This window comes from Chitinophagales bacterium, from assembly GCA_020636535.1.
Lineage (GTDB): Bacteria > Bacteroidota > Bacteroidia > Chitinophagales > JADIYW01 > JADJSS01.
Window position 1 is genome coordinate 287,308 of sequence record JACJXT010000012.1, and the last position, 20,996, is coordinate 308,303.

Genomic DNA, 20,996 nt, shown 5'->3' on the forward strand with positions numbered 1-20,996 from the left:
TTATCTATTTGTTTTAAAATTATTAATTTATTGTTGGTATATTTTCTACTAGTACTTCGTTGTGATTAACATCATAATAAGTGCAAATCATTTTGGTTAAATCTACTATCCATTTTTCAATTCCAGTTGTAGCACAATCATTACAAAAAGTAAAATAATCTGTTTTTCCTTGTTGGTGTGCTTTGAGTTGCGTACTAAATTGTTCTTTATTTACTACAGTTGTTATTGGTAAGTCATCATACATTGGTGTTGATTGAATAACAAAATTGTCTGCTCCAAAATAAGAAGTCTGACTATTGATTACTTTGGTTTCAAAACGCAATACACCAAAGTTTTTTATGGTATGAATATACATAGGAAAATCGTTGCCAGATTTTACTTTGCTATGTGCTGCTGTTATTTGTTCTATTGTAAACATCTATATATTAAAATTATTTTTATAATCTTTAATACTTTCTGCAATTACTTGATGTGCTATTGTTTTATTGTACACTGCTGTAATGTCGCAGACTTTATTTTCATTAGGTAAATTTTTATAGGTTAAAAAATAATGCTTTAGTCTATTTATAACATCTGTTGGTATGTCATCAATATCGTTATACGATTGAAAAACATCATCTCCTTCTAAAACTGCAATTATTTTATCGTCAGCTTCTCCTTTGTCTATTAGTCGTAAACCACCAATAGGTTTTGCTCTTACTAGTATATTTCCATTATGTATATTTCTACTAGTAAGTACACAAATATCTAACGGATCTTTATCTCCATCTGTAATTTGAATATTAGGTTCGTGTTGTTGTGCAAATGTAGCTACACTTTTTTCGCAATAAGTTTGTGGAATAAAACCATACAAACAAGGAATGATATTAGAAAATTTTTGAGGTCGGTCTATTTTTAGAAAACCACTTGCTTTATCAATTTCATATTTAACTGTATCTGTTGGTACAATTTCTATAAAAGCATATACTTCGTTTGGTGTTGTTTCCAACAAATCAATTCCATGCCAAGGATGTGCTATAAATTTATTTTTCATCTATTATTTTATTCAATATTGGTGTGATTGATGCTGTATCATATCCTTTTTGCAAAGCAAATCTATATAACTTTTGCTTTTTTTCTAATATACTGTTTGATTTTATTTGAGACGCTTTTTTTTCTAAGAGCAACTGCAATCGTTCTTGATATTCAAATTCATTTAATTGACTCAATGCTTGTTGAATTAAATTATAGTCAATTTGTTTTTTTAGTAATTCATTAGTGAGTTTTTGTTTTCCCCATTTTTTGTGTTTGGCTTTTCCATTAATAAAACTAGCTACAAATCTTTCTTCATTGTAAAAATTATTTTCTTGTAGATGTTCAATAATGGTATCTTGCATTGCAACTGGAATTTCTAGTTTATACATTTTTTGTTTTAATTCTGCTAAACACCTTTCTTGATAACTACAATAATATTCGAGCTTAACTATAAACTCATTAAGCTGTTCTTGATATTCTTTTTCTTGTTGATTTAAACCCAAATTACACATTAGAAATTTATTACGAAAAAATTATACTTTATATTTACTTCTGTACTCATTTTTTCTTTCCTCAATGTAGTTAAAACTACATTTCCGGAATAAAAATTCCGTGCTTTGTAAATATTTTGTATAATTCTCTCTCATGACAAAGTCTAATATATAATTTGGGTTAAATATCCCAAACTGGAACTCTTTTAGAACGAATACTATATTTTAAATTCAGTATAAAAGTTAATATTAGATAAATGATTATTGGTGAACCTAATGCAATAAAAGAAGTATAAATAAAAAAGAGTCGGACTTTTTTAGATGGAATTGCCATTTTTCTACCTAGGTAAGCACAGACACCATATACATTTGCTTCTATTACATCTCTTAAACTTTTTGAATGTAATAGTTTTATTGGCTTTTCTAACATAGTTTAAAGGTAGTGATTTTTAGTTTTTTTTGAGATAAAACATTGTCAAAATTTTAAACCTTGAAAATATTCATCAATGAAAAAAAGCACTTCAATTTAAGTAAACTTGTGAAATAGGTCATGGTGATAAAATAACGAATTCGTAGATTATGAATTTATTTCAGAACCTTTGATAATAGAATGCTTAGTAACAGATTCCGAAACGAGTTCGGAATGCAAACAGCTTTTAAATTGTAGTAGCATTAAACATAAAATACATTTTCTTCTTCTATATAGTTCTGAATTTTGTTTGACTGTGCTAATACATGATGTCCGATGACACACTGCAAACATTTTTGTTTAGTACAAAACTCATCGTGTAATTCTATAAATGCTTGTGAGTCGTAAGCTGTTTTATGATTAAAATGTTCGTAATCAAACAGTTTGGTTTTATTATTGGTTTCTTTTGATAAAGAATAATAATATTCTAAAATGTACTCTAATGGTTTTTGTTCGTATTTAGCATAAGTATATTGTATTGGCAAGGTATAATTAATTAAAATTTTATCTATTTGTTTTTTGCCTAAGCAATTTGTATGATTGCTTGTAGATTTGTCTAATAGATAATGTGTTTGCCAATAAACTGATGCTTGTACATTTTGTAGTGTGTACTTTACCTTATCTAATTGATAGAGTCGTACAAATTGTGGTGATGTATGCAACAAATTGGCTAATTGCGACAAACGGATACTTGGAAATGACATTGGACGAATACGAAAGTAATTCCAATATTTTTTGTTACTGATTTTGAGTTGATACTTTGCTTGTAGAAAGGAAAACTCTTTTTGTAGCATGCTCGGATAATCGTCTGAAAAATTATCATGTAGTAAGCCAGCAACACCAAATAGTAATGCTTCTAACTGAAAAATATTATCGGCGTGTTTGAGTAGTACTGAATAGGGTAAATTTACCAATAAGTTTTTTGCGGCAAACTGATTGCTTTTATCAAAAAAGCATTGTACTAAATTGTAGTAGTGTACTTGATTCCAATCGCCATTAAATTGATGCAATTGTTGTTGTATTTGTACACTTTTTCGTTCTAAACGATGAATAATTGCTTTTTCTTTTGCTTGTTGAATGACAATTGAGTTAAGTGTTGCTGATAAATTTTTACATTTTACTACATTATTGTTATCCATAATAGTACGATATTTTTGTAGTAGCAATGGCATCACTCTTCCGTTGAGTTGTAGTGTTGGCATTCCGTTAATTAGTTCAACATCATTAAAATAAACGACATGTAAAATAACTGATTGGTAATTGCTGTCATTTGTATGTTGATGTTTTATCCAATCTGAAGCAAAGACATGAATTTCTATATTTCCAAAAAGTTTTATGCCATTAATTACAATACTTGCATTTAAAAAATCTGGTCCATGTTGTGTAGTATTATAATCACCTTGATAAATAATTTGCAAGTCATCTTGAGTTACCGTTTTTAAATTGGCAAGATGGTATAGTTGAAACTTCCAGATATATTGTAGTAATGCTTCTTTCATCTTTACTTTATATAAAGACGCAAGAAGTATATTTTTTCCATAAAAAGTTAAAACAAATTACTGCATATGTTCAACAACATTACCTATTATAATTAATGCTGGAGATTTGATTTGTTGTTCTTCTTTCAGTTGAATGATATTTTGTAGTGTCCCTTTGATGTATTTTTCGTTCTCAAAACTTCCATTTTGAATGATTGCAATTGGATGATTATTGCCTCTTTTTTCTATAAATATATCTATAATTTGTTGCAACTGACTCATTCCCATTAAAATAACAACAGTAGCATTTGATTGAGCAGCTATAATAATATCATCAGAGATTTGACATTTTTTTGTAGTACCTGTAACTATCCAAACACTTTCGTTAGTGCCTCGTTTGGTTAATGGAATTTGATGTAAAGAAGGAATACCAATAGCAGACGAAATTCCTGGAATTACTTCTACAGCAATATTATGTTTTGTAGCAAAATCAACTTCTTCTTGCCCTCGACCAAAAATAAATGGATCGCCACCTTTTAGTCGAACTACTGCTCCAAGCTCATTGGCTTTTTCTAAAATCAACTGGTTAATTTCTTCTTGCGAATGATAGTGTGTTCCAGCTCTTTTGCCTACATAAATACATTCGGCATCTTTTGCGTAATTTAATAAATCTGTATGTACCAATGCATCGTATAAAACCACTTTTGCCTGTTGCAAAGCTTTCATGCCTTTAATAGAAATTAAATCAGGATCTCCAGGACCAGCACCAATGAGTGTTAGTTTTTTTATCAATTGAAAACAGCTTCTTTAAAATAGTCTAGTGTTATTTTTAAACCTTCGCTTCTGTTAACAGTTGGTTGCCAACCTAAAATAGTTTTAGCTTTAGTAATATCTGGTTGCCTTTGTTTTGGATCATCTTTTGGTAAATCTTGAAAAACAATTTTAGATTGATTGCCTGTTAAGTTTTGAATTTCCTTAGCAAAATCTAGCAGTGAAATTTCATCAGGATTGCCAATATTTACTGGCAAATGATAATCGGACAACAACAAACGATAGATACCTTCTACTAAATCTGCCACATAACAAAATGAACGCGTTTGAGAACCATCGCCAAAAACAGTAATGTCTTCACCTTTTAATCCTTGACTCATAAATTGTGGTAAAGCTCTACCATCATCTAATCGCATTCTTGGTCCATAGGTATTAAAAATTCTAATAATTCTTGTGTCAACTTGATGAAAGTTGTGGTAAGCCATAGTAATTGCTTCCATGTATCTTTTAGCTTCATCGTAAACACCTCTTGGTCCAACTGGATTTACATTTCCCCAATATTCTTCATTTTGAGGATGAACAGTTGGATCACCATAGACTTCGGAAGTAGACGCTACTAGAATTCTAGCATTCTTTTCTTTTGCTAAACCCAGTAAATTATAAGTTCCCATTGCACCAACTTTTAAAGTCTGAATAGGCATTTTTAAGTAATCAATAGGACTTGCTGGTGATGCAAAGTGTAAGATATAATCTAATTTACCAGAAACATGAACAAAAGTAGTTACATCATGATGATGATATTCGAAGTTTGGATTTGGAAATAGATGTTCTATGTTTTTGATATTTCCAGTAGAAAGATTATCCATTCCTACTACTTTATATCCTTCTTTAATGAATCTATCGCATAGGTGAGATCCTAAAAATCCAGCCGCTCCTGTAATTAAAATTTTTTTCATTACTTAATCATTTATAGTTTTTCTTCCTATACTATTATAATAAAAACCAAGCTGTTGCATCGTTTCTAAATCGTATAAATTTCTTCCATCAAAAATAATTGGTGTTTTTAATATTGCTTTAACCTGACTCAAATCAGCACCTCTAAATTCAGACCATTCTGTAAGAATAGCTAAGCAGTCTGCATTATTTAATGCATCCATATTCTTATCTACAAAATGCAATTTTTGTTTTTGTTCATCAGATAGATTGCTAAAATATTGTGCTACATTTTCCATAGCTTCAGGATCATATGCTTTAATTGTAGCACCAGCTTCTAGTAAATCTTTAATAATGTATAAAGCAGGAGCTTCTCTAATATCATCAGTATTTGGTTTAAACGCTAAGCCCCAAATAGCTATAGTTAAGTTGCTTAAATCGCTACCATAATGATTGATGATTTTTTCTACCAATACATGTTTTTGAATGTGATTGACTTTCATTACTGCATCTAAAATCTTAAATTGATATTGATTTTCTTCTGCAATTTTTGCTAGCGCTTGCACATCTTTAGGAAAACAACTTCCACCATAACCAATACCAGGAAATAAGAATCGTTTACCAATTCTATTATCGCTTCCCATACCTACTCTAACTGTTTCTACATCAGCACCAGTTTTTTCACAAAGCAGTGCTAACTCATTCATAAAAGAAATTCTAGTAGCCAAATAAGAGTTAGCAGCATATTTAGTCATTTCTGCACTCTTTTCATCCATAAAAATAATTGGATTGCCTTGTCGCACAAATGGTTTATACAGTTGTTCCATTAAATCTTTAGCTTTATTAGAACTAACACCTACTACAACTCTATCTGGTTTCATAAAATCGTCAACAGCTACACCTTCACGCAAAAATTCAGGATTGGAAACCACATCAAAATCGACAGTTGCATTTTTAGCAACAGCATTTTTAACTTTTTCGGCTGTACCAACAGGAACTGTACTTTTATTGATGATGACTTTATAATCTGTAATTATTTTACCCAAAGTATCTGCCACATTAAGCACATAAGACAAATCTGCAGAGCCATCTTCTCCTGGTGGCGTTGGTAGTGCTAAAAAAATTAGTGTAGCATTTTGAATAGCTTCTTCTATAGAAGTAGTAAACTTTAACCTTCCTTCTTTAATATTTCTTTGAAAGAGCGTATCTAAACCTGGTTCGTATATTGTAATTTGTCCAGACTTCAGTTTATCTACTTTCTTTTGATCGACATCTACACAAGTAACATGATTACCTGTTTCAGAAAGACAAGTTCCTGAAACCAAACCTACATATCCTGTACCAATAACAGCTATATTCATTTAATTTAAATTATTGAAGTGCAAAAATAAGTAAATTATGTTGTATTCTCTGGTTTTTTGGTAGCATCTACACTATAAAGAATAGTTAATCCTATAAAATAAAAAGGCATCATTGGAATTTTATATCGTGCTAAAGCACCAAAATTAAAACTAGTAAATCCAACAGCAAAAGCAAAGATGATAGAAAAGGTAAAACAGAATAAAACATCTGGATTTGAAAAAACATTTTTAAAGACTTTAATTGGTCCTTGTCTGAAGAATAGCATTAATGTAAAATAGAGTGTGGCAACAGCTTCTATTGCTGCAATAAAAAGTGTAGGTTTTCTAGCTTCCCAAATATAAGGACGAAATAAGGCAACATTAACTGCTTTTGGAAAGACTTTTATCAAGCCCATTGTAGTATATTCTAAATCGCCAAGTGTATATAGAGAGGCGTCTTGTTGTTCTGAAGAATATACCAACCAATTTTGAGTGTCTTTAGCAGTACGCATTAATTGTTCAAAAGAATATCTTTCAGCGACGGAAGCCATTTGACTTAACATTAATAGACCAATGCCACTACCTATTACAATTAATATTGGTGCAATAAAAACTTTTACAATTTTATTTTGTATAGTTAGAGCATATTTAGCAAAGACCCATAAAGATAATGCTGGCACAAACGCTAATATAATATATACTTTAATTGTTTTAACTAGCAACACCGACAATAACAATGCAATAATATATTTTATTTTTATATTTTTATTGATAAATAATTCATAAGTCGAGTAAGTCAAAACACCCAATGCACCAATACACAAAGGTTCTTTCATTAATCCTGTTCCCCAAAAGAATACAGAAGGAATAAACAAGCAAGATATGGCAATTTCTTTTTCTAAATGTGGATATAGTTTATAGAAAAGTTTAAATAATTTCCAAAAGCCATAGTAAGCAAACATTGTAAATAATAAAGAAATAAGTATATATGTGTTAAGACAAAAAAAACTTAATACATATCCAATTAATATTACTGTTCTTGTTCCGTCTTCAATTAAGTATGAATAATATCCACCAAAATATTGATATAGTATATTATTATAGTTAGGATTAGAAGTATTAAAAAATGTATCTATTATAACATTAAAATCTGTAAAGGTAAATTTTCTAAGCCACAGCATTACTTTAAAATAAGACATGGTATCTCCGCCATGATAATAATATTGGTACATTAAAGCAGACATTACTGCTCCAAACACTCTTACATACCATCCTTTTAAAAAATATTTTTGATAAATTGGATTTGTTTGTTTCTGTACATGTTTCTTTAAAAAAAAGTGTACTATTAGCAAAAATGGTATTATTAATAATAAATCATTTATAAATAGTATGTCTTGTCCCCAACCATTTCGTAAATGTGTAAACCAATCCATTACACCTCCAAGTATTTAATGAAACTTTCGGCTCTTTCTTTTAAATGGTCAGTATATACATTTTCTGCGGATTGATAAATGACTTCGTAACCAAACCTTTCAAAGGTATTAGCAATAGCTGCATAATTTTCTGCTTGTAGTATTAAGGTAATTTGAGCAATATTGTTTTCTTTTCTTGCATAATTGCTATAGTAGATTTGTGCATGATTTGATTCTACTATTTTAGCAATATCTGACATTGCATAATTATTTGCTGTAATTTCAACTACAAATATACTTTGGTGTTCATTCAATATATTATTATCAAATAAAATATTAATAATACTTTCTGCTGAAGTTAATCCAAGGAAATTTTTACTTTCATCTACTATTGGTAAGATAAAGCTATTGTATTGTTTTGCTTTTGCAATTAGTTCTATTGCATGTTTATTTTCGGAAACAGTTATTGGTTCTGCAAAATCAATTAAAGTTGACAACAATGAATTGTTATCATAGTTATATAAAAAATCTTCACTAAATCTACCAATAAGAACAGCATTGTCTACTACAAAAGCATAAAGCGAGTTATGTGTAGTACACCATTCTATTGCATCGGCAACTGTTTGGTTTAACCTTAATGGCATTAAATTAATATCTATCGCATCTTTTGCAAACATAGCTTGTGATTAAAGTTAATACAAATTTTAGAAATCAAAATCAAAGCCAAATAAAAATCCCCATTTTGGTGCTGTTGGTACTCTGTGTGTTAATCGCCATGAGAATCCAACTTTAAAAAATTTGACAATATTTTCTATACCAAAGCCCAACTCTAAGTATGGTTTTTTACCTACTTCTGTTATTTCATTATACTTGTTTGATGCTTTATTGTTTGGATTTAAAGTTCCTAAAACGCCTCTAAAATCTATATACTCTCGTAGTTTTAATTTTCTTATTCCTGGAATTTTATTCAAGAAAAATCCATCAAAATGATGTATTAAAATCCACTGTAGGTATTGGTCGCTCACAAACTCATAATCGTTCATTAAATTAAATGCTCTGTTATTAAAGATATAAGTTTGATTGCCATCATGAACTTCTGACAAGAAGAAAGGAACATTGCCAAAAACTTTACCAGCTTGAACGCTCATTTCTAGTTTACCTATTGGTTTGATTTGAACTAAATCGGAGAAATAAAACGAGAGTTTATGATAGTTGTATTCACTCTTTAAAATGTTTTTAATACCATATACATATTCAAACTGAAATACAGGAATACTTGTTTTATTAATACTCGTTCTAAAAATAGTTTTGTTGCCTAAAAATTTTTCTTTAAGTGCAAATCTTAAGTTTAAAATTAGTTCTGTTTGCGTTAGATTGTAGTGTAAGTGTTCTATTGGAGCAGCCACATCTTCTACATACTGAAATGGAATTAAACCTGGCTCTATTTTTCTGTTTTGAAAAGTAATGCTTGAACTATAACCTTCTCGCCACTCAAAATCGTATTTAATTTTCGCTTCTCTTGCATATAATAATTTTTGATTTCTGTTTCTAAGCACTGCAATATTCAATAAACTACTTGAAGAAATGGCTTCGGTAGTTCTTCTTAATTTGCTTACATCATAAGTATATTCTAATGTTAAAACTTGCCTTGGTTTCTTAGAAAGTAGTGCTTTTACAATTCCACCGTATTTCCATTCTTTATCTCTTAAACCATAAGCAGCTTGAGTTCTTAAGAAAATATTTTTTGAGAAATCTTCGTTGGTTTCAATTCCTAAGCCAAAACGCCAACCTTCTAGTTGATTATAGCTTACTGCACTTGATACTGGACCTATATCAATTGGACCAGCTTTAACATTTCCACTAATTAGAATTTCAATAATATAAAAATAAGTTTTATATGCTTTTACTGATTGAATGGTGTCTACTAAATGATAAATAGCGGCTTCATTTTTACTGAGTGGAACATAACGAGCAGAATCCCAAAATGCTTTGCTTTTGTTCGATGCATCATCATCAACAATTACTAGTTCTTTCAATGCTTTTACATTGTCTTCTATTTGTGGTTTGTTGATTAGAAAATCTTTATATGCTGCTTTTTTTCTTATTACAATAGAAGGTTTATTGGGTATTGGTTGAAACTCTATAGTAAAATTGTCTTTAGATAAAATCCAAGCAGTAGTATCGGCAAATTGAAAATCTTGTTGTATAATAATTCTACTAATAAAGTTAATATTTACATGTTTTGCCATATTCATTTGAATACTCTTTATGGCATAATTATTTTCGGATACTACAAAATTTCCAAAAAAAGTATTCGACCCTTTTCCTTTTGGCTGAAATTCCATTCTATAATGCACTACATTATCAATAACCATAGTGTCGATAACTCTATAGTTGTAAAACAATTTGCCACTTGCTGCAATTGGACTAATGAATTCTTTTTCTAAGATATTAAATCCATTGTCATAGATATTATATTCTGTAGCAGAAGCACCTAAAAAAGCACCTAAACTTTCATCTTCTGTTCCAGAAATTTTAGTAGCAAGTACTCTTTCTTTAAACTTATTTTGTGATTTAGAATAGTATACTTCCGACAATGTTTCTGACAACATCATTGGTAAAAATGGTTCTTCTTCTGAAGTGCTATCTATATTATTAAAAACAAAAGCAAAAGGTTTTAACAACTTTCTATTCATCAATTTGTCATTGAGATTTTTAACATCTACTTCTACCTTACTGTATGCATTGTACTGATAGTTATTAAATTTATTTTTGTCATTTATTGGTTTGTTCTCTTGAATTTTTCTAAACAAATAATCTTCTAGTGCTTCTTTATCTGCATAAATAATAGTTTCAAATAATTCATTAGCATCTTCACTCAATTGAAAGTCAATCTGCTGTCTGCTTATATCTTTTATTTGTTTTGATTGTTCTTTATATCCTAAAAAAGAAACGGTAAGCGAATCATAGTATTCATTCAAAGTAATCTTATAATATCCAGTATCATCTGTAGAAGTACCTATAGTTGTTCCTTTAATATAAACATTAGCAAAAGCAACACCTTCGTCTGTAATTTTATCTCTAATAACACCATCAATAAAGTACTGAGCTAATACTGTAGAGCTTAAGAAAAAGAATAAAAAAAATATGTTTACCTTTATGCTTTGCATTAAACCGTTGAAGATAATAATAAGTAGATATTTAGCATAGAATAGTTGTATTTTTATGAATGATTTAAGTATAATTTCTTATAATGTTAATGGCATTAGAGCTGCAATTAAAAAAGGACTAATTGATTGGATTAAAAGTTCTCCTTATCAAGTATTTCTTTTTCAAGAAATTAAGGCAGATGAAGCCGATGTTCCCAAAGAACTTTTTGAAGATTTAGGTTTTGAATGTCATTGGTTTTCTGCTCAAAAAAAAGGATATAGTGGCGTTGGCGTTATTAGTAAAGTTCCTTTAACCAATATTATTAAAGGAATGAATAACAAATTGTACGATGCAGAAGGAAGAGTTATTCGTTTTAACATAGGAGATATTCACTTTATCAATGCTTATTTTCCATCTGGCTCTAGTGGCGATGAAAGACAAGCGATTAAAATGGAGTTTTTAGATGACTTTTATAATTTTGTGGATGCAATAAAACAAACACATCAAAAGATTGTAATTGCTGGCGATTATAATATTTGTCATGAAGCAATAGACATTCATAATCCTGTTGGTAATAAAAACTCTTCTGGATTTTTACCTGAAGAAAGAGCTTGGATGACAAAATTCTTTGACAGTGGATTTATAGATTCTTTCAGAAGTTTACATCCAACATTAAAAGATCAATATACTTGGTGGAGTTTTAGAGCTAATGCAAGAGCCAATAACAAAGGTTGGAGAATCGACTATCAAAGTTGTAGCAATGCACTCTCTAATCAAATTGTAGAAGCAGCAATCTTTCCTGATGTAAAACAATCAGACCATTGTCCAATTTTATTAAAACTAAAACTATAATATGAAAAAATATATAATAATTTTACTGTCTTTTTTAGCCATTGCTTGTGGTTCAAATCAGTCATCAGAATTTAAACTAACCAAAGCCAAAGGAGACAGATACTATGGTGGTACTTTTAGATACAATGAAGAAGAATATTTTAAATCACTATATCCTTTAAATATTACAGAAGTAACTGGACACAGAATTGCAGAACAAATTTATGAAGGATTGGTAAAGTTTAATGTTAAAACACTAGCTATTGAACCTTGCATTGCAAAACGATGGGATATTCTTGAAAATGGAAAAGTGTATATTTTTCATTTAAGAGATAGCGTTTATTACCATGATGACGAATGCTTTCCTAATGGAAAAGGAAGAAAAGTTACAGCTCAAGATTTTAAATACTGTTTCGATAGATTGTGTTTCCATGATCCAGCAAACAATCAAGGCACTTGGATTTTTCAAGATGTAGTACAAGGTGCAAATGAATACAACGAAGCAACTGCAAACGGACAAAATCCTAGCGAAGGTGTTAGTGGTGTTCAAGTAATCAACGACTCTACGCTTTCTATTACATTAGAAAAACCTTACGCTGTTTTCTTAGCTCGTTTAGGTTTAATTTTTGCTAAAGTATATCCAAAAGAAGCAGTTGAACATTATGGACAAGAAATGCGAGTAAAATGTGTTGGAACAGGTCCTTTTTATTTGAATAAGTTGATAGAAAATCAAGTGGTATTTTTGAGTAAAAATGAACAATATTGGAATAAAGATGAATTTGGAAATCAATTGCCTTTGCTAGACAACATTAAAGTTACTTTTATTAAAGAAAAGAAAGCAGAGCTAGAAGAATTCAAAAAGGGAAAGTCCGATTTAGTCTATAAGTTTCCACTAGAAATTATTGATGAAATTATTGATGTCAATGCCAACTTGCGTCCAGCATTTCAACAGTTTCAAGTGCAATATATGCCATCTATGTCGCTACAATATTATGGTTTTTTACATATAGGAAAAATCTTTCATGATAAAAATGTTCGTTTAGCTTTTTGCTATGCTGTTGACAGAGAAAAGCTGTGTAAGTTTACTTTAAAAAATACTGGTTTTCCTGCAAAATATGGTGTAGTTCCTCCAGGAACTGGAACTTATCCTTCAGACAATGTAAAAGGATTTACTTACGATCCTGAAAAAGCTAGAAAATATTTAGCTGATGCTGGATTTCCAAACGGAAAAGGATTTCCTAAAGTTACACTACAATTAAATAGTGGTGGTTCTAGAAATACACAAGTTGCAGAAGCTATTACAAAAATGATAGAAGAAACTTTAAATGTAGAAGTAGATATGCTAATGGTACCTTGGGCTCAACACACCGAAGCAGTTGAAGCAGCTAAAGTCGATTTCTTTAGAATGGGTTGGATTGCAGATTATCCTGATGCAGAAAACTTCTTAAATTTATTTCATAGTAAATATGTTCCAGACGATCCTACACAAAAAACATATATTAATTCTTATCGATTTAAAGATGCTAAGTTTGATGCTTTGTTTGATAAAGCAGTAAGTACTACAGATGAAACTGAAAGAAATAAACTCTACAATCAAGCAGACCAAGAAGTAATAGACAATGCTGCGGTATTGCCTACTTACTACGATATAGACTTTAGATTACTACAACCAAATGTTCGTAACTGTCCACAAAATGCCATGGAATACAGAGAGTTTTCAGAAGTATATTTAGTTCCAAAAGAAAAGAAAAATGAATAATGAAACTCAAATAAAATCTAAAGATACTTATTATAATACTGGTGCTACTATTGCTGTAGTAACTATTTTGGCTATGAGTGCTATGTTCGCTTTAATTGTAGCCAATAGTCCAATGTGGTTAACACTTCCTGTTTTTTTAGGATTAATGTTCGGATTAATCAATTTATCTACAGCTTATCATACTGTTACTATTAACGGATTAGAACTCAACAGAACAATAGAAGCAGTTCATCAAAAGCTACCACTAAAAACAAAAACAGAACGCTACGAGTGGAGTCAAGTGAAATGGTACAAAGAAGGAAAAGACAAAGGCAGATATACCAACGAATTTGAGTTTCTAAAAATAGGATTTAATAATGGTATTGTTTGGACAATCACAGATAGTAAAGGTGCAAATAAAGCAGCGTTTGAAGAATTTAAAACTGAATTTATAAATCAAATCAATAAGTTTAATCATCATTTATCAGATGAAACAATTAAACCAAACGACTCACTGCTTTCAAAAAAAACAAATACAATTTCTACTACTTCTAAAATTGAAAAAAGACCATCATTTTACGAAACCATTTGGGCTCAATTATTTACAATACTCTTAGGAATATTGATTGCATTAATCGTTACCTTTTTAATTTTCAATCCATCATATATAAAGTTTTCAACTGTTTTTAGATTGTCAGCTATTTTAATTCCTGGATTTGTCTATATGTATTACAGAGTATTTAAAAACAAAAATCATGAGTAAACAAAAGAAAAATAATAAACAGAATAAAGTAACTGAAAAGAAACAAACACTAGAAAATCAAAAACAAGATATTCAAGAAACACCGTTTGATAAATTTACACTAATGCCAGAGTTAGAAGAATTAGTCAAAAAAAATCCAAATAGAAATATTGGTTGTGGAGGATAATTATTATTTTTACTCACATGAAAAGATATTTAATAGCAATTCTATTATGTTGTAGTGTAGCAACACTTCACGCTCAAGCAATTACTACAACCAACGGAACAGACAAATATATAGAAGTGAAAGTAAGCGATACCATGATGGTAGAAGCAGACCAAGTAACGCTTATTGTTTCTATTGAAGAAGAAAAAGAAAGTTGGGATGATTGGGATTGGGATGATGAAGAAGAAACTGACGATTTAGAATGGAATGACAAAGACAAAAAAGCTAAAGGAACAGGAACAGTTGTTGATGCTACTAGCGAAGAAGTTGAACCAGAAAATAGTTTTAGTGAAAATCAAAAAGCAGTAGAAGCCATTTTAAATAAATACAAACTAACTTACAAGTTTACACCTAAAAACAATAGCTCAAATCCATTTGCAAAAGATTTTTCATTATATGAAAACAGTTATAAAGTAACCATTGGTAATATTTCAAATTTAGAGAAAATAAAAACAGAACTAAACGCAATAGACAATGTTAAAACTGCCGTTACAGAAACAATTGTAAAAGACAAATACGCCTACGAATTAAAATTAATTGACAAATTAATGAAAAAAGCAAATACCGAAGCCAACACTATTGCTACAGCTATGCAAGTAAAACTAGGAAAACCATTAAATGTTTCTAATCAATCTTGGGAAGACTTATATTCCAATATGTTAAACAACAAAGAAAGCATGGGTGGTTTTGGTGCTATTTTTTCTATGATGGGAGAAATGTTTAAAGAAAATTCAGAAAATCCAACTAAAGTTACCATATCAAAATCTCTTATTGTAAGATATGCTTTTGAATAGTTTTTAATTTATTGTAAAAGACTAACTAAGAAGTACAGACCAATGCAGTTTATCGTAGAAGCATTTTCAGCAATAGATGTAAAATATCTCGGAATTGCATTGCGAGGAACGAGCAATAGGCATGAAGAGATAAATTTATCATCGTTTTGCTTAACTAAAATAAAAATAGAACAGAAGCAAAATTGCCTTAAATGCTTCTTGACTCTTGCCTGCTGGCAAGCAGGTTTTAGTTACCTTTTGTATCAAGACAAAAGGTAAAAGAAAATACTTCAACAAAAACCATTTATAAAGTACGCAGACAAATAATACCTGTTTTTCCGAACTTGCCTGTCTCTACCTGTCGGTAGACATGGTACCGAACAGGTAGATTTCGGAATCTGTTTTTAGAAGATTCTGAAATAAATTCAGAATGAGCTATATATCATTTTGGTCTAATTCCTATAAAAAATAACCAAACGCTTTCAAATTAAAAAAACATTAAGTGCTTTTATAATTTAAGAAACTGTGCTATTTTAGTATTGTTGAAAAAGAATCAAAATAAATGTTGTTGTTGCCTTACTAATTAAACTTAGTCAGGAAATACTATATTTAAAAATATATACCTGTCTTAAACGACAGGTTTTTTTATAAAAAATAAATTATGAGTGATATTACGCTAACAAAAAACATTTCTCCAGAAGCAGCCAAAGACATCTTTGAATTGCAACAAAAAATAAATGGTTTTATTAATGGAGAAATTCCAGAAGATAAATTCAAACACTTTCGTTTAACTAGAGGTGTTTATGGTCAACGACAATTAGGCGTTCAAATGTTTCGTATTAAAATTCCTATGGGAAGAATTAATCCAGCACAACTCATAAAAATTGCAGAACTCGCTGAAAAATACGGAAATGCCAACTTGCATCTTACTACAAGACAAGACATTCAGTTACACTATGTAAAAGTAACAGACGCTCCAGCTGTTTGGGTTGGATTAGAAGATGTTGGACTCACTGGTCGTGAAGCTTGTGGCAACACGGTTAGAAATATTACAGCTTCAGCAACTGCTGGTGTAGATAAAGATGAACCTTTTGATGTTTCTCCAGCTACTTACGAAATTTATAAATACTTACTACGAAATCCTATCAATCAAGATATGGGAAGAAAAATTAAAATTGCTTTTTCTTCTTCCGAGAGCGATTCTGCTTTTGCTTATATTCATGATTTTGGAATGATTCCTAAAATTGTTGATGGCAAAAGAGGATTTAAAGTGGTAGTTGGTGGTGGATTAGGTGCTCAGGCAATTACTGCTGTAACAGCTTACGAATTTTTACCAGAAGAAAAATTATTTCCATTTATAGAAGCTGGTCTTAGAGTATTTGATAGATATGGTGAACGACAAAGACGACATAAAGCAAGAATGAAATTTTTGTTGAAAGACTTAGGTTTAGAGCAATGGATGAAATTGGTAGAAGAAGAAATGATTGCTACAAAAGTAAAGTCATTTCCTATTAATTGGAATGCCATTCCAGAACCACAACCTGCTTTAGAAAGTGCCATTCCAAATTATACTATTGATGACGAACAAGCATATCAAGATTGGTTAAAAACAAATACATTTGAACAAAAACAAGCTGGTTTTTATGGCGTATTTTTAAAAGTTACCAATGGCGATATTAAACCAGACCAAGCAAGAACAATTGCTGAGTTAGTAAACGAGTTTGCTTCGCAAGATATGCGTATTACCATGAACCAAAACTTGCTTATAAAGTTTGTTCGCAAAGAAGCATTACCTTATGTATATAGTATTTTGAAATCATTAGGTTTTGCAAATGTTGGCTATGGTACTATTGCAGACATTACCACTTGTCCAGGAACAGATACTTGTAACTTAGGTGTTACCAATAGTATGACTTTAGCTAGAATTTTAGAAAAACAAATTCAAGAAGAATATTACGATTTAATATTCGATAAAGCCATACATATAAAAATGAGTGGTTGTATGAATGCTTGTGGTCAACACATGTCTGCTAATATTGGCTTACACGGAAGTTCTATTAGAGTAGGCGATAAAGTAGCTCCAGCAATGCAAATTTGTTTAGGTGGTGGTGTTGATATAAATGGCGTAGGAACTGTAGCCGATAAAGTAGTAAAGTTACCTACGAAAAAAATGCCAGAAGCACTACGCACTATTTTAAACGATTACGAAGATAATGCTACAGAAAACGAATACTTTAACGATTACTATCAACGACAAGGCAAAAAGTATTTCTATTCATTATTAAAACCAATTGCAGATACTGAGTTATTTGTAGATGATGATTTCTTTGATTACGGACACGATGAATTATTTACGCCAGAAGTTGGCGTAGGTGAATGTGCTGGTGTTGCTTATGATATGATAAGTATTATTATAAACGATGCATGCATTAAACAGAAAGAAGCTAAAGAAGCATTGAGTAAAGATTTATATGCAGAAGCTATATATTATGCTTACACAGGTTTTGTAATTAGTGCCAAAGCTGTTTTGTTAAGTCATGATGTAGAATGTAATACACAAATTAAAATACTACAAGATTTTGATACACATATCATCAACGAAAACAGATTATCTATAGATGGCAATAGCTTTGAACAAATGGTATTAGCCATTAATCAAAATGAACCAAGCGAAGCTTTTGCAAAACAATATGTAGCACAGTTTAAGCAATTTTTAGAACAAGTGGTAACCTATAGAAATCAGTTTATAGAAGACAAACCAGTATTAGAAAGCAATTATAAAGCATAGCTTAAAAACCATTGTGTAGTCGAGAGGAAACTCTCGACAATATCAGAAAAAGATAAATTCTTTGGGCAGTAGTAAGGAAACTTTCCACTGCACGAAAAATATAGCTAAATCAACATAAAGCGTCATTCCTTCGAAAGAAGGAATCTATGACCTCTCTCATTATACTTCGATGACAGTTTTTTATATTGTAATATATTATTAATATTTATATATATTAATAGCTCAATTCATATATTTTATCTACATCAAAAACATAGGTGAAGTTGTTATATTTTTTAGCAGTTACTTTATTTACTTTTCCTTCATTATTTCTTTCATAGCTATATTGAAAATAACTTTCTTTTTGCTTGATTAAATCTTTGTTTTTATAACCAACAGTTAAACCACAAAGTTGTGCAATATAACTTAAAGAAATATCGTCATTGTATTCCATTGGATACTGAAAAAATAAATCGCTCTGTAAAAAATTCTGACAAGGAATGAATACATCGTCATAAGCATTGTTTAAAAAGTAAGTGTTATTCATTGTTCCATTACAATAAGTAGTAACAAAAATGATTGAATAATAACAATACATATATTTTGTAAGATTGTTATTGTTATAAGTAAAATCATATGCTTTGTTATTACTTTGAAACAAAGCACCAACACCATTACCATTAATAGAGTCTACTAGATTATTATTATCGTAAACAAAATTAATTTTCTCTTCCGTTCTTACAGAATCAATCCAAATACCATTTATTAAAGTATCTTTTTGATAAACAGCATTGACCGATTTTAAATAATTGCCTTGCTTGATAAAATAAAAATTGACATCAAAACCATCGAAAGAAGAATTTGTTTGTACAAAAATAGTATCTAAATGATACGACAATGAAACCCAATCTTGATTATTTCTTTGTATAGACTGCAACTGTCCTGATGAAAAATTAAACGCATAACGATTTAATACATTACCCAAAGAGTCTTTCACCACAATAGATTTGATAACTGTAGTGGTATTACTATCTTCTTTCTTACAAGCAACAACTAAAGCAAAAGCCAACAGCATAAAATAAAACAACCGCATAAAATATATTTACTATTTTAAATGTACGGAAAAAATTAAACCTTATACAATTTTTTAATGAAACACATAAAATCACGATTGTTTAAAATTAAATATTGGCTTTTTTTGTAATTTTAGCTGCACAACAAAGAAAATGACACTATCTAACATTACATACACAGCAAAAAAAGATACCAGAAGTGGTTTTGGTGATGGCATTCACGAAGCAGGAAAAAACAATCCGAATGTAGTGGCACTTTGTGCCGACTTAATTGGTTCGCTTAAACTGCAAAACTTCATCAAAGATTTTCCAGATCGTTTTATTCAAACAGGAATTGCAGAAGCCAATATGATTGGCATTGCTGCTGGTTTAACTATTGGTGGAAAAATTCCTGTAGCTACTACTTTTGCTAATTTTGGTACTGGCAGAGTGTACGACCAAATTCGTCAGTCGGTGGCGTACTCTGATAAAAATGTAAAGATTTGTTGCTCACATGCTGGTTTAACACTTGGCGAAGATGGTGCTACGCATCAAATTTTAGAAGATATTGGTTTGATGAAAATGCTACCACACATGACTGTTGTTGTTCCTGCAGATTACAATCAAACGAAATTGGCGACACAAGCAATTATAGAAAGAAACGGACCAACTTACTTGCGTTTCGGCAGACCTGTTTGGCCAATTTTTACACCAGAAAACGATAAAGATTTTCAAATTGGTAAAGCTCAGTTTTTAAGTAAAGGCACTGATGTTACTATTATTGCTTGTGGACATATGGTGTGGCAAGCTGTAGAAGCTGGTAAAGTGCTAGAAGCAAAAGGCATTTCTGTAGAGTTGATTAATATGCATACCATTAAACCTTTAGATGTTGATGCTATTTTGCAGTCGGTTAAAAAAACGAACTGTGTAGTTACTTGCGAAGAACATCAAAAGTTTGGTGGTTTAGGCGAAAGCGTAGCAGCAGTATTATCAGAAAATTATTTAGCACCACAAGAATTTGTTGCTGTAAACGATTCGTTTGGCGAAAGTGGAACACCAGACCAACTTTTGGAAAAATATGGTTTAATGCCAAGTGATATTGTTAAAGCTGCTGAAAAAGTTATTAGTAGAAAATAATTCTTTAAATTATTATGGACGAATGAGAAAAGTAAAGTTTATCTGTCCGATATGGTGCTTTTTTATTTGTCCTTACTAAACCAGCCTGCGGTTGGCAGGTTTCTTGAAGGTCGTTAGTCTTATTATATCTAAAAAAAGAACTAAAACTAGTCTTTTCTTAAAGTGGCATATAGTTTAATGCCTAACATCAATAAAATAGACAATACAACAACACCAATTAAACCAAACAGCCAACTTAAATTTGTTTTTACTACTACCAAGAAAACAATACTAAATAAAAAGAGTGTAGAAATTTCGTTGATGATTCGTAGTTGCTTAGAATTATATTTGAATTGATATTTTTGCTGTTGTTTATATATGTTATGACAAAATAAATGATAAACATATAATCCTAGAACGAAACACAACTTTATAATTAACCATGTAGGAAAACTACCGTAAAGATGCAGAATAGTTAAACCAAGTATTAGAGTAATAATTGCAGATGGTGTAGTAATAATATTCCACAAGCGTTGTTGCATGAGCAAGTTTTGTTTTAGTAAAATACTACGGTCTGGTTCTGGTTTTTCGTTTGCTTCGGCTGAATAAATAAATAATCTTGGCATATAAAACAAACCTGCAAACCAAGTAACTACAAAAATAATATGCAATGCTTTAATGTATAAAAACATA

General features: G+C 30.3%; 20 protein-coding genes. 7 read left to right on the top strand and 13 right to left on the bottom strand.

The genetic code is table 11. The features are described 5' to 3' along the window. Positions 1–22: 22 nt before the first annotated feature. The 11 genes from H6553_11005 to H6553_11055 form a co-directional block, all read right to left on the bottom strand. The gene (locus tag H6553_11005) at positions 23–418 is read right to left on the bottom strand and encodes a DUF1398 family protein (protein MCB9034358.1); all 396 of its coding nucleotides are present in this window, start codon (positions 416–418) and stop codon (positions 23–25) included. After that, on the bottom strand, positions 419–1,033 hold the full coding sequence (locus H6553_11010) for an inorganic pyrophosphatase (GenBank protein ID MCB9034359.1): 615 nt from the start codon (positions 1,031–1,033) through the stop codon (positions 419–421). After that, complete coding sequence (locus H6553_11015) at positions 1,023–1,517, bottom strand: RecX family transcriptional regulator (GenBank protein MCB9034360.1); 495 nt, start codon at positions 1,515–1,517, stop codon at positions 1,023–1,025. The genes H6553_11010 and H6553_11015 overlap by 11 nt, the downstream gene beginning before the upstream one ends. A gap of 169 nt (positions 1,518–1,686) precedes the next feature. Further along, a complete protein-coding gene (locus tag H6553_11020) occupies positions 1,687–1,935 on the bottom strand; it encodes a PspC domain-containing protein (protein ID MCB9034361.1) in 249 nt (82 codons plus the stop codon). Between the two features lie 242 nt (positions 1,936–2,177). After that, entirely contained in the window at positions 2,178–3,473 is a 1,296-nt protein-coding gene (locus tag H6553_11025) for a DUF2851 family protein (GenBank protein MCB9034362.1), read from the bottom strand. Positions 3,474–3,530: 57 nt separating this feature from the next. After that, positions 3,531–4,244, bottom strand: a complete 714-nt coding sequence (gene cobA, locus H6553_11030; protein MCB9034363.1) for a uroporphyrinogen-III C-methyltransferase — start codon at positions 4,242–4,244, stop codon at positions 3,531–3,533. Further along, positions 4,241–5,179, bottom strand: a complete 939-nt coding sequence (locus H6553_11035) for an SDR family oxidoreductase (GenBank protein ID MCB9034364.1) — start codon at positions 5,177–5,179, stop codon at positions 4,241–4,243. The genes cobA and H6553_11035 overlap by 4 nt, the downstream gene beginning before the upstream one ends. Positions 5,180–5,182: 3 nt before the next feature. Beyond that, entirely contained in the window at positions 5,183–6,517 is a 1,335-nt protein-coding gene (locus H6553_11040; GenBank protein ID MCB9034365.1) for a UDP-glucose/GDP-mannose dehydrogenase family protein, read from the bottom strand. Between the two features lie 35 nt (positions 6,518–6,552). Next, positions 6,553–7,929 carry a hypothetical protein gene (locus H6553_11045; protein ID MCB9034366.1) on the bottom strand — a complete coding sequence of 459 codons (1,377 nt, stop codon included), beginning with the start codon at positions 7,927–7,929 and terminating at the stop codon, positions 6,553–6,555. After that, on the bottom strand, positions 7,929–8,585 hold the full coding sequence (locus tag H6553_11050; protein ID MCB9034367.1) for a hypothetical protein: 657 nt from the start codon (positions 8,583–8,585) through the stop codon (positions 7,929–7,931). Before H6553_11050 ends, H6553_11045 begins: the two co-directional genes overlap by 1 nt. A gap of 27 nt (positions 8,586–8,612) precedes the next feature. Then, the gene (locus H6553_11055; protein ID MCB9034368.1) at positions 8,613–11,078 is read right to left on the bottom strand and encodes a carboxypeptidase-like regulatory domain-containing protein; all 2,466 of its coding nucleotides are present in this window, start codon (positions 11,076–11,078) and stop codon (positions 8,613–8,615) included. Positions 11,079–11,133: 55 nt separating this feature from the next. On the opposite strand from H6553_11055, the gene xth reads away from it, so the two are divergent. The 6 genes from xth to H6553_11085 all read left to right on the top strand — a co-directional run bounded on the left by xth (position 11,134) and on the right by H6553_11085 (position 18,156). Next, entirely contained in the window at positions 11,134–11,910 is a 777-nt protein-coding gene (xth, locus tag H6553_11060; GenBank protein MCB9034369.1) for an exodeoxyribonuclease III, read from the top strand. Between the two features lies 1 nt (position 11,911). Beyond that, positions 11,912–13,648 carry an ABC transporter substrate-binding protein gene (locus tag H6553_11065; GenBank protein ID MCB9034370.1) on the top strand — a complete coding sequence of 579 codons (1,737 nt, stop codon included), beginning with the start codon at positions 11,912–11,914 and terminating at the stop codon, positions 13,646–13,648. Beyond that, positions 13,641–14,390 (top strand): hypothetical protein, encoded by a 750-nt coding sequence (locus tag H6553_11070; protein ID MCB9034371.1) that lies wholly within the window; start codon positions 13,641–13,643, stop codon positions 14,388–14,390. Before H6553_11065 ends, H6553_11070 begins: the two co-directional genes overlap by 8 nt. Further along, positions 14,383–14,556, top strand: coding sequence for a hypothetical protein (locus H6553_11075; GenBank protein MCB9034372.1), 174 nt, complete (start codon positions 14,383–14,385; stop codon positions 14,554–14,556). The genes H6553_11070 and H6553_11075 overlap by 8 nt, the downstream gene beginning before the upstream one ends. Before the next feature lie 17 nt (positions 14,557–14,573). Further along, on the top strand, positions 14,574–15,389 hold the full coding sequence (locus tag H6553_11080) for an SIMPL domain-containing protein (protein ID MCB9034373.1): 816 nt from the start codon (positions 14,574–14,576) through the stop codon (positions 15,387–15,389). Between the two features lie 640 nt (positions 15,390–16,029). Then, the gene (locus H6553_11085; protein MCB9034374.1) at positions 16,030–18,156 is read left to right on the top strand and encodes a nitrite/sulfite reductase; all 2,127 of its coding nucleotides are present in this window, start codon (positions 16,030–16,032) and stop codon (positions 18,154–18,156) included. A gap of 214 nt (positions 18,157–18,370) precedes the next feature. Here H6553_11085 and H6553_11090 read toward each other — a convergent pair whose 3' ends face one another. Continuing rightward, positions 18,371–19,228, bottom strand: a complete 858-nt coding sequence (locus H6553_11090) for a hypothetical protein (GenBank protein MCB9034375.1) — start codon at positions 19,226–19,228, stop codon at positions 18,371–18,373. Positions 19,229–19,361: 133 nt separating this feature from the next. Between H6553_11090 and H6553_11095 the strand changes: the two genes are divergently transcribed. After that, positions 19,362–20,324 carry a transketolase family protein gene (locus tag H6553_11095; GenBank protein MCB9034376.1) on the top strand — a complete coding sequence of 321 codons (963 nt, stop codon included), beginning with the start codon at positions 19,362–19,364 and terminating at the stop codon, positions 20,322–20,324. Between the two features lie 146 nt (positions 20,325–20,470). Here the strand turns inward: H6553_11095 and H6553_11100 are convergent, their stop codons facing one another. Beyond that, positions 20,471–20,995: a CopD family protein gene (locus H6553_11100; GenBank protein MCB9034377.1), complete on the bottom strand. Its 525-nt coding sequence runs from the start codon at positions 20,993–20,995 to the stop codon at positions 20,471–20,473. Between the last annotated feature and the right edge of the window lies 1 nt (position 20,996).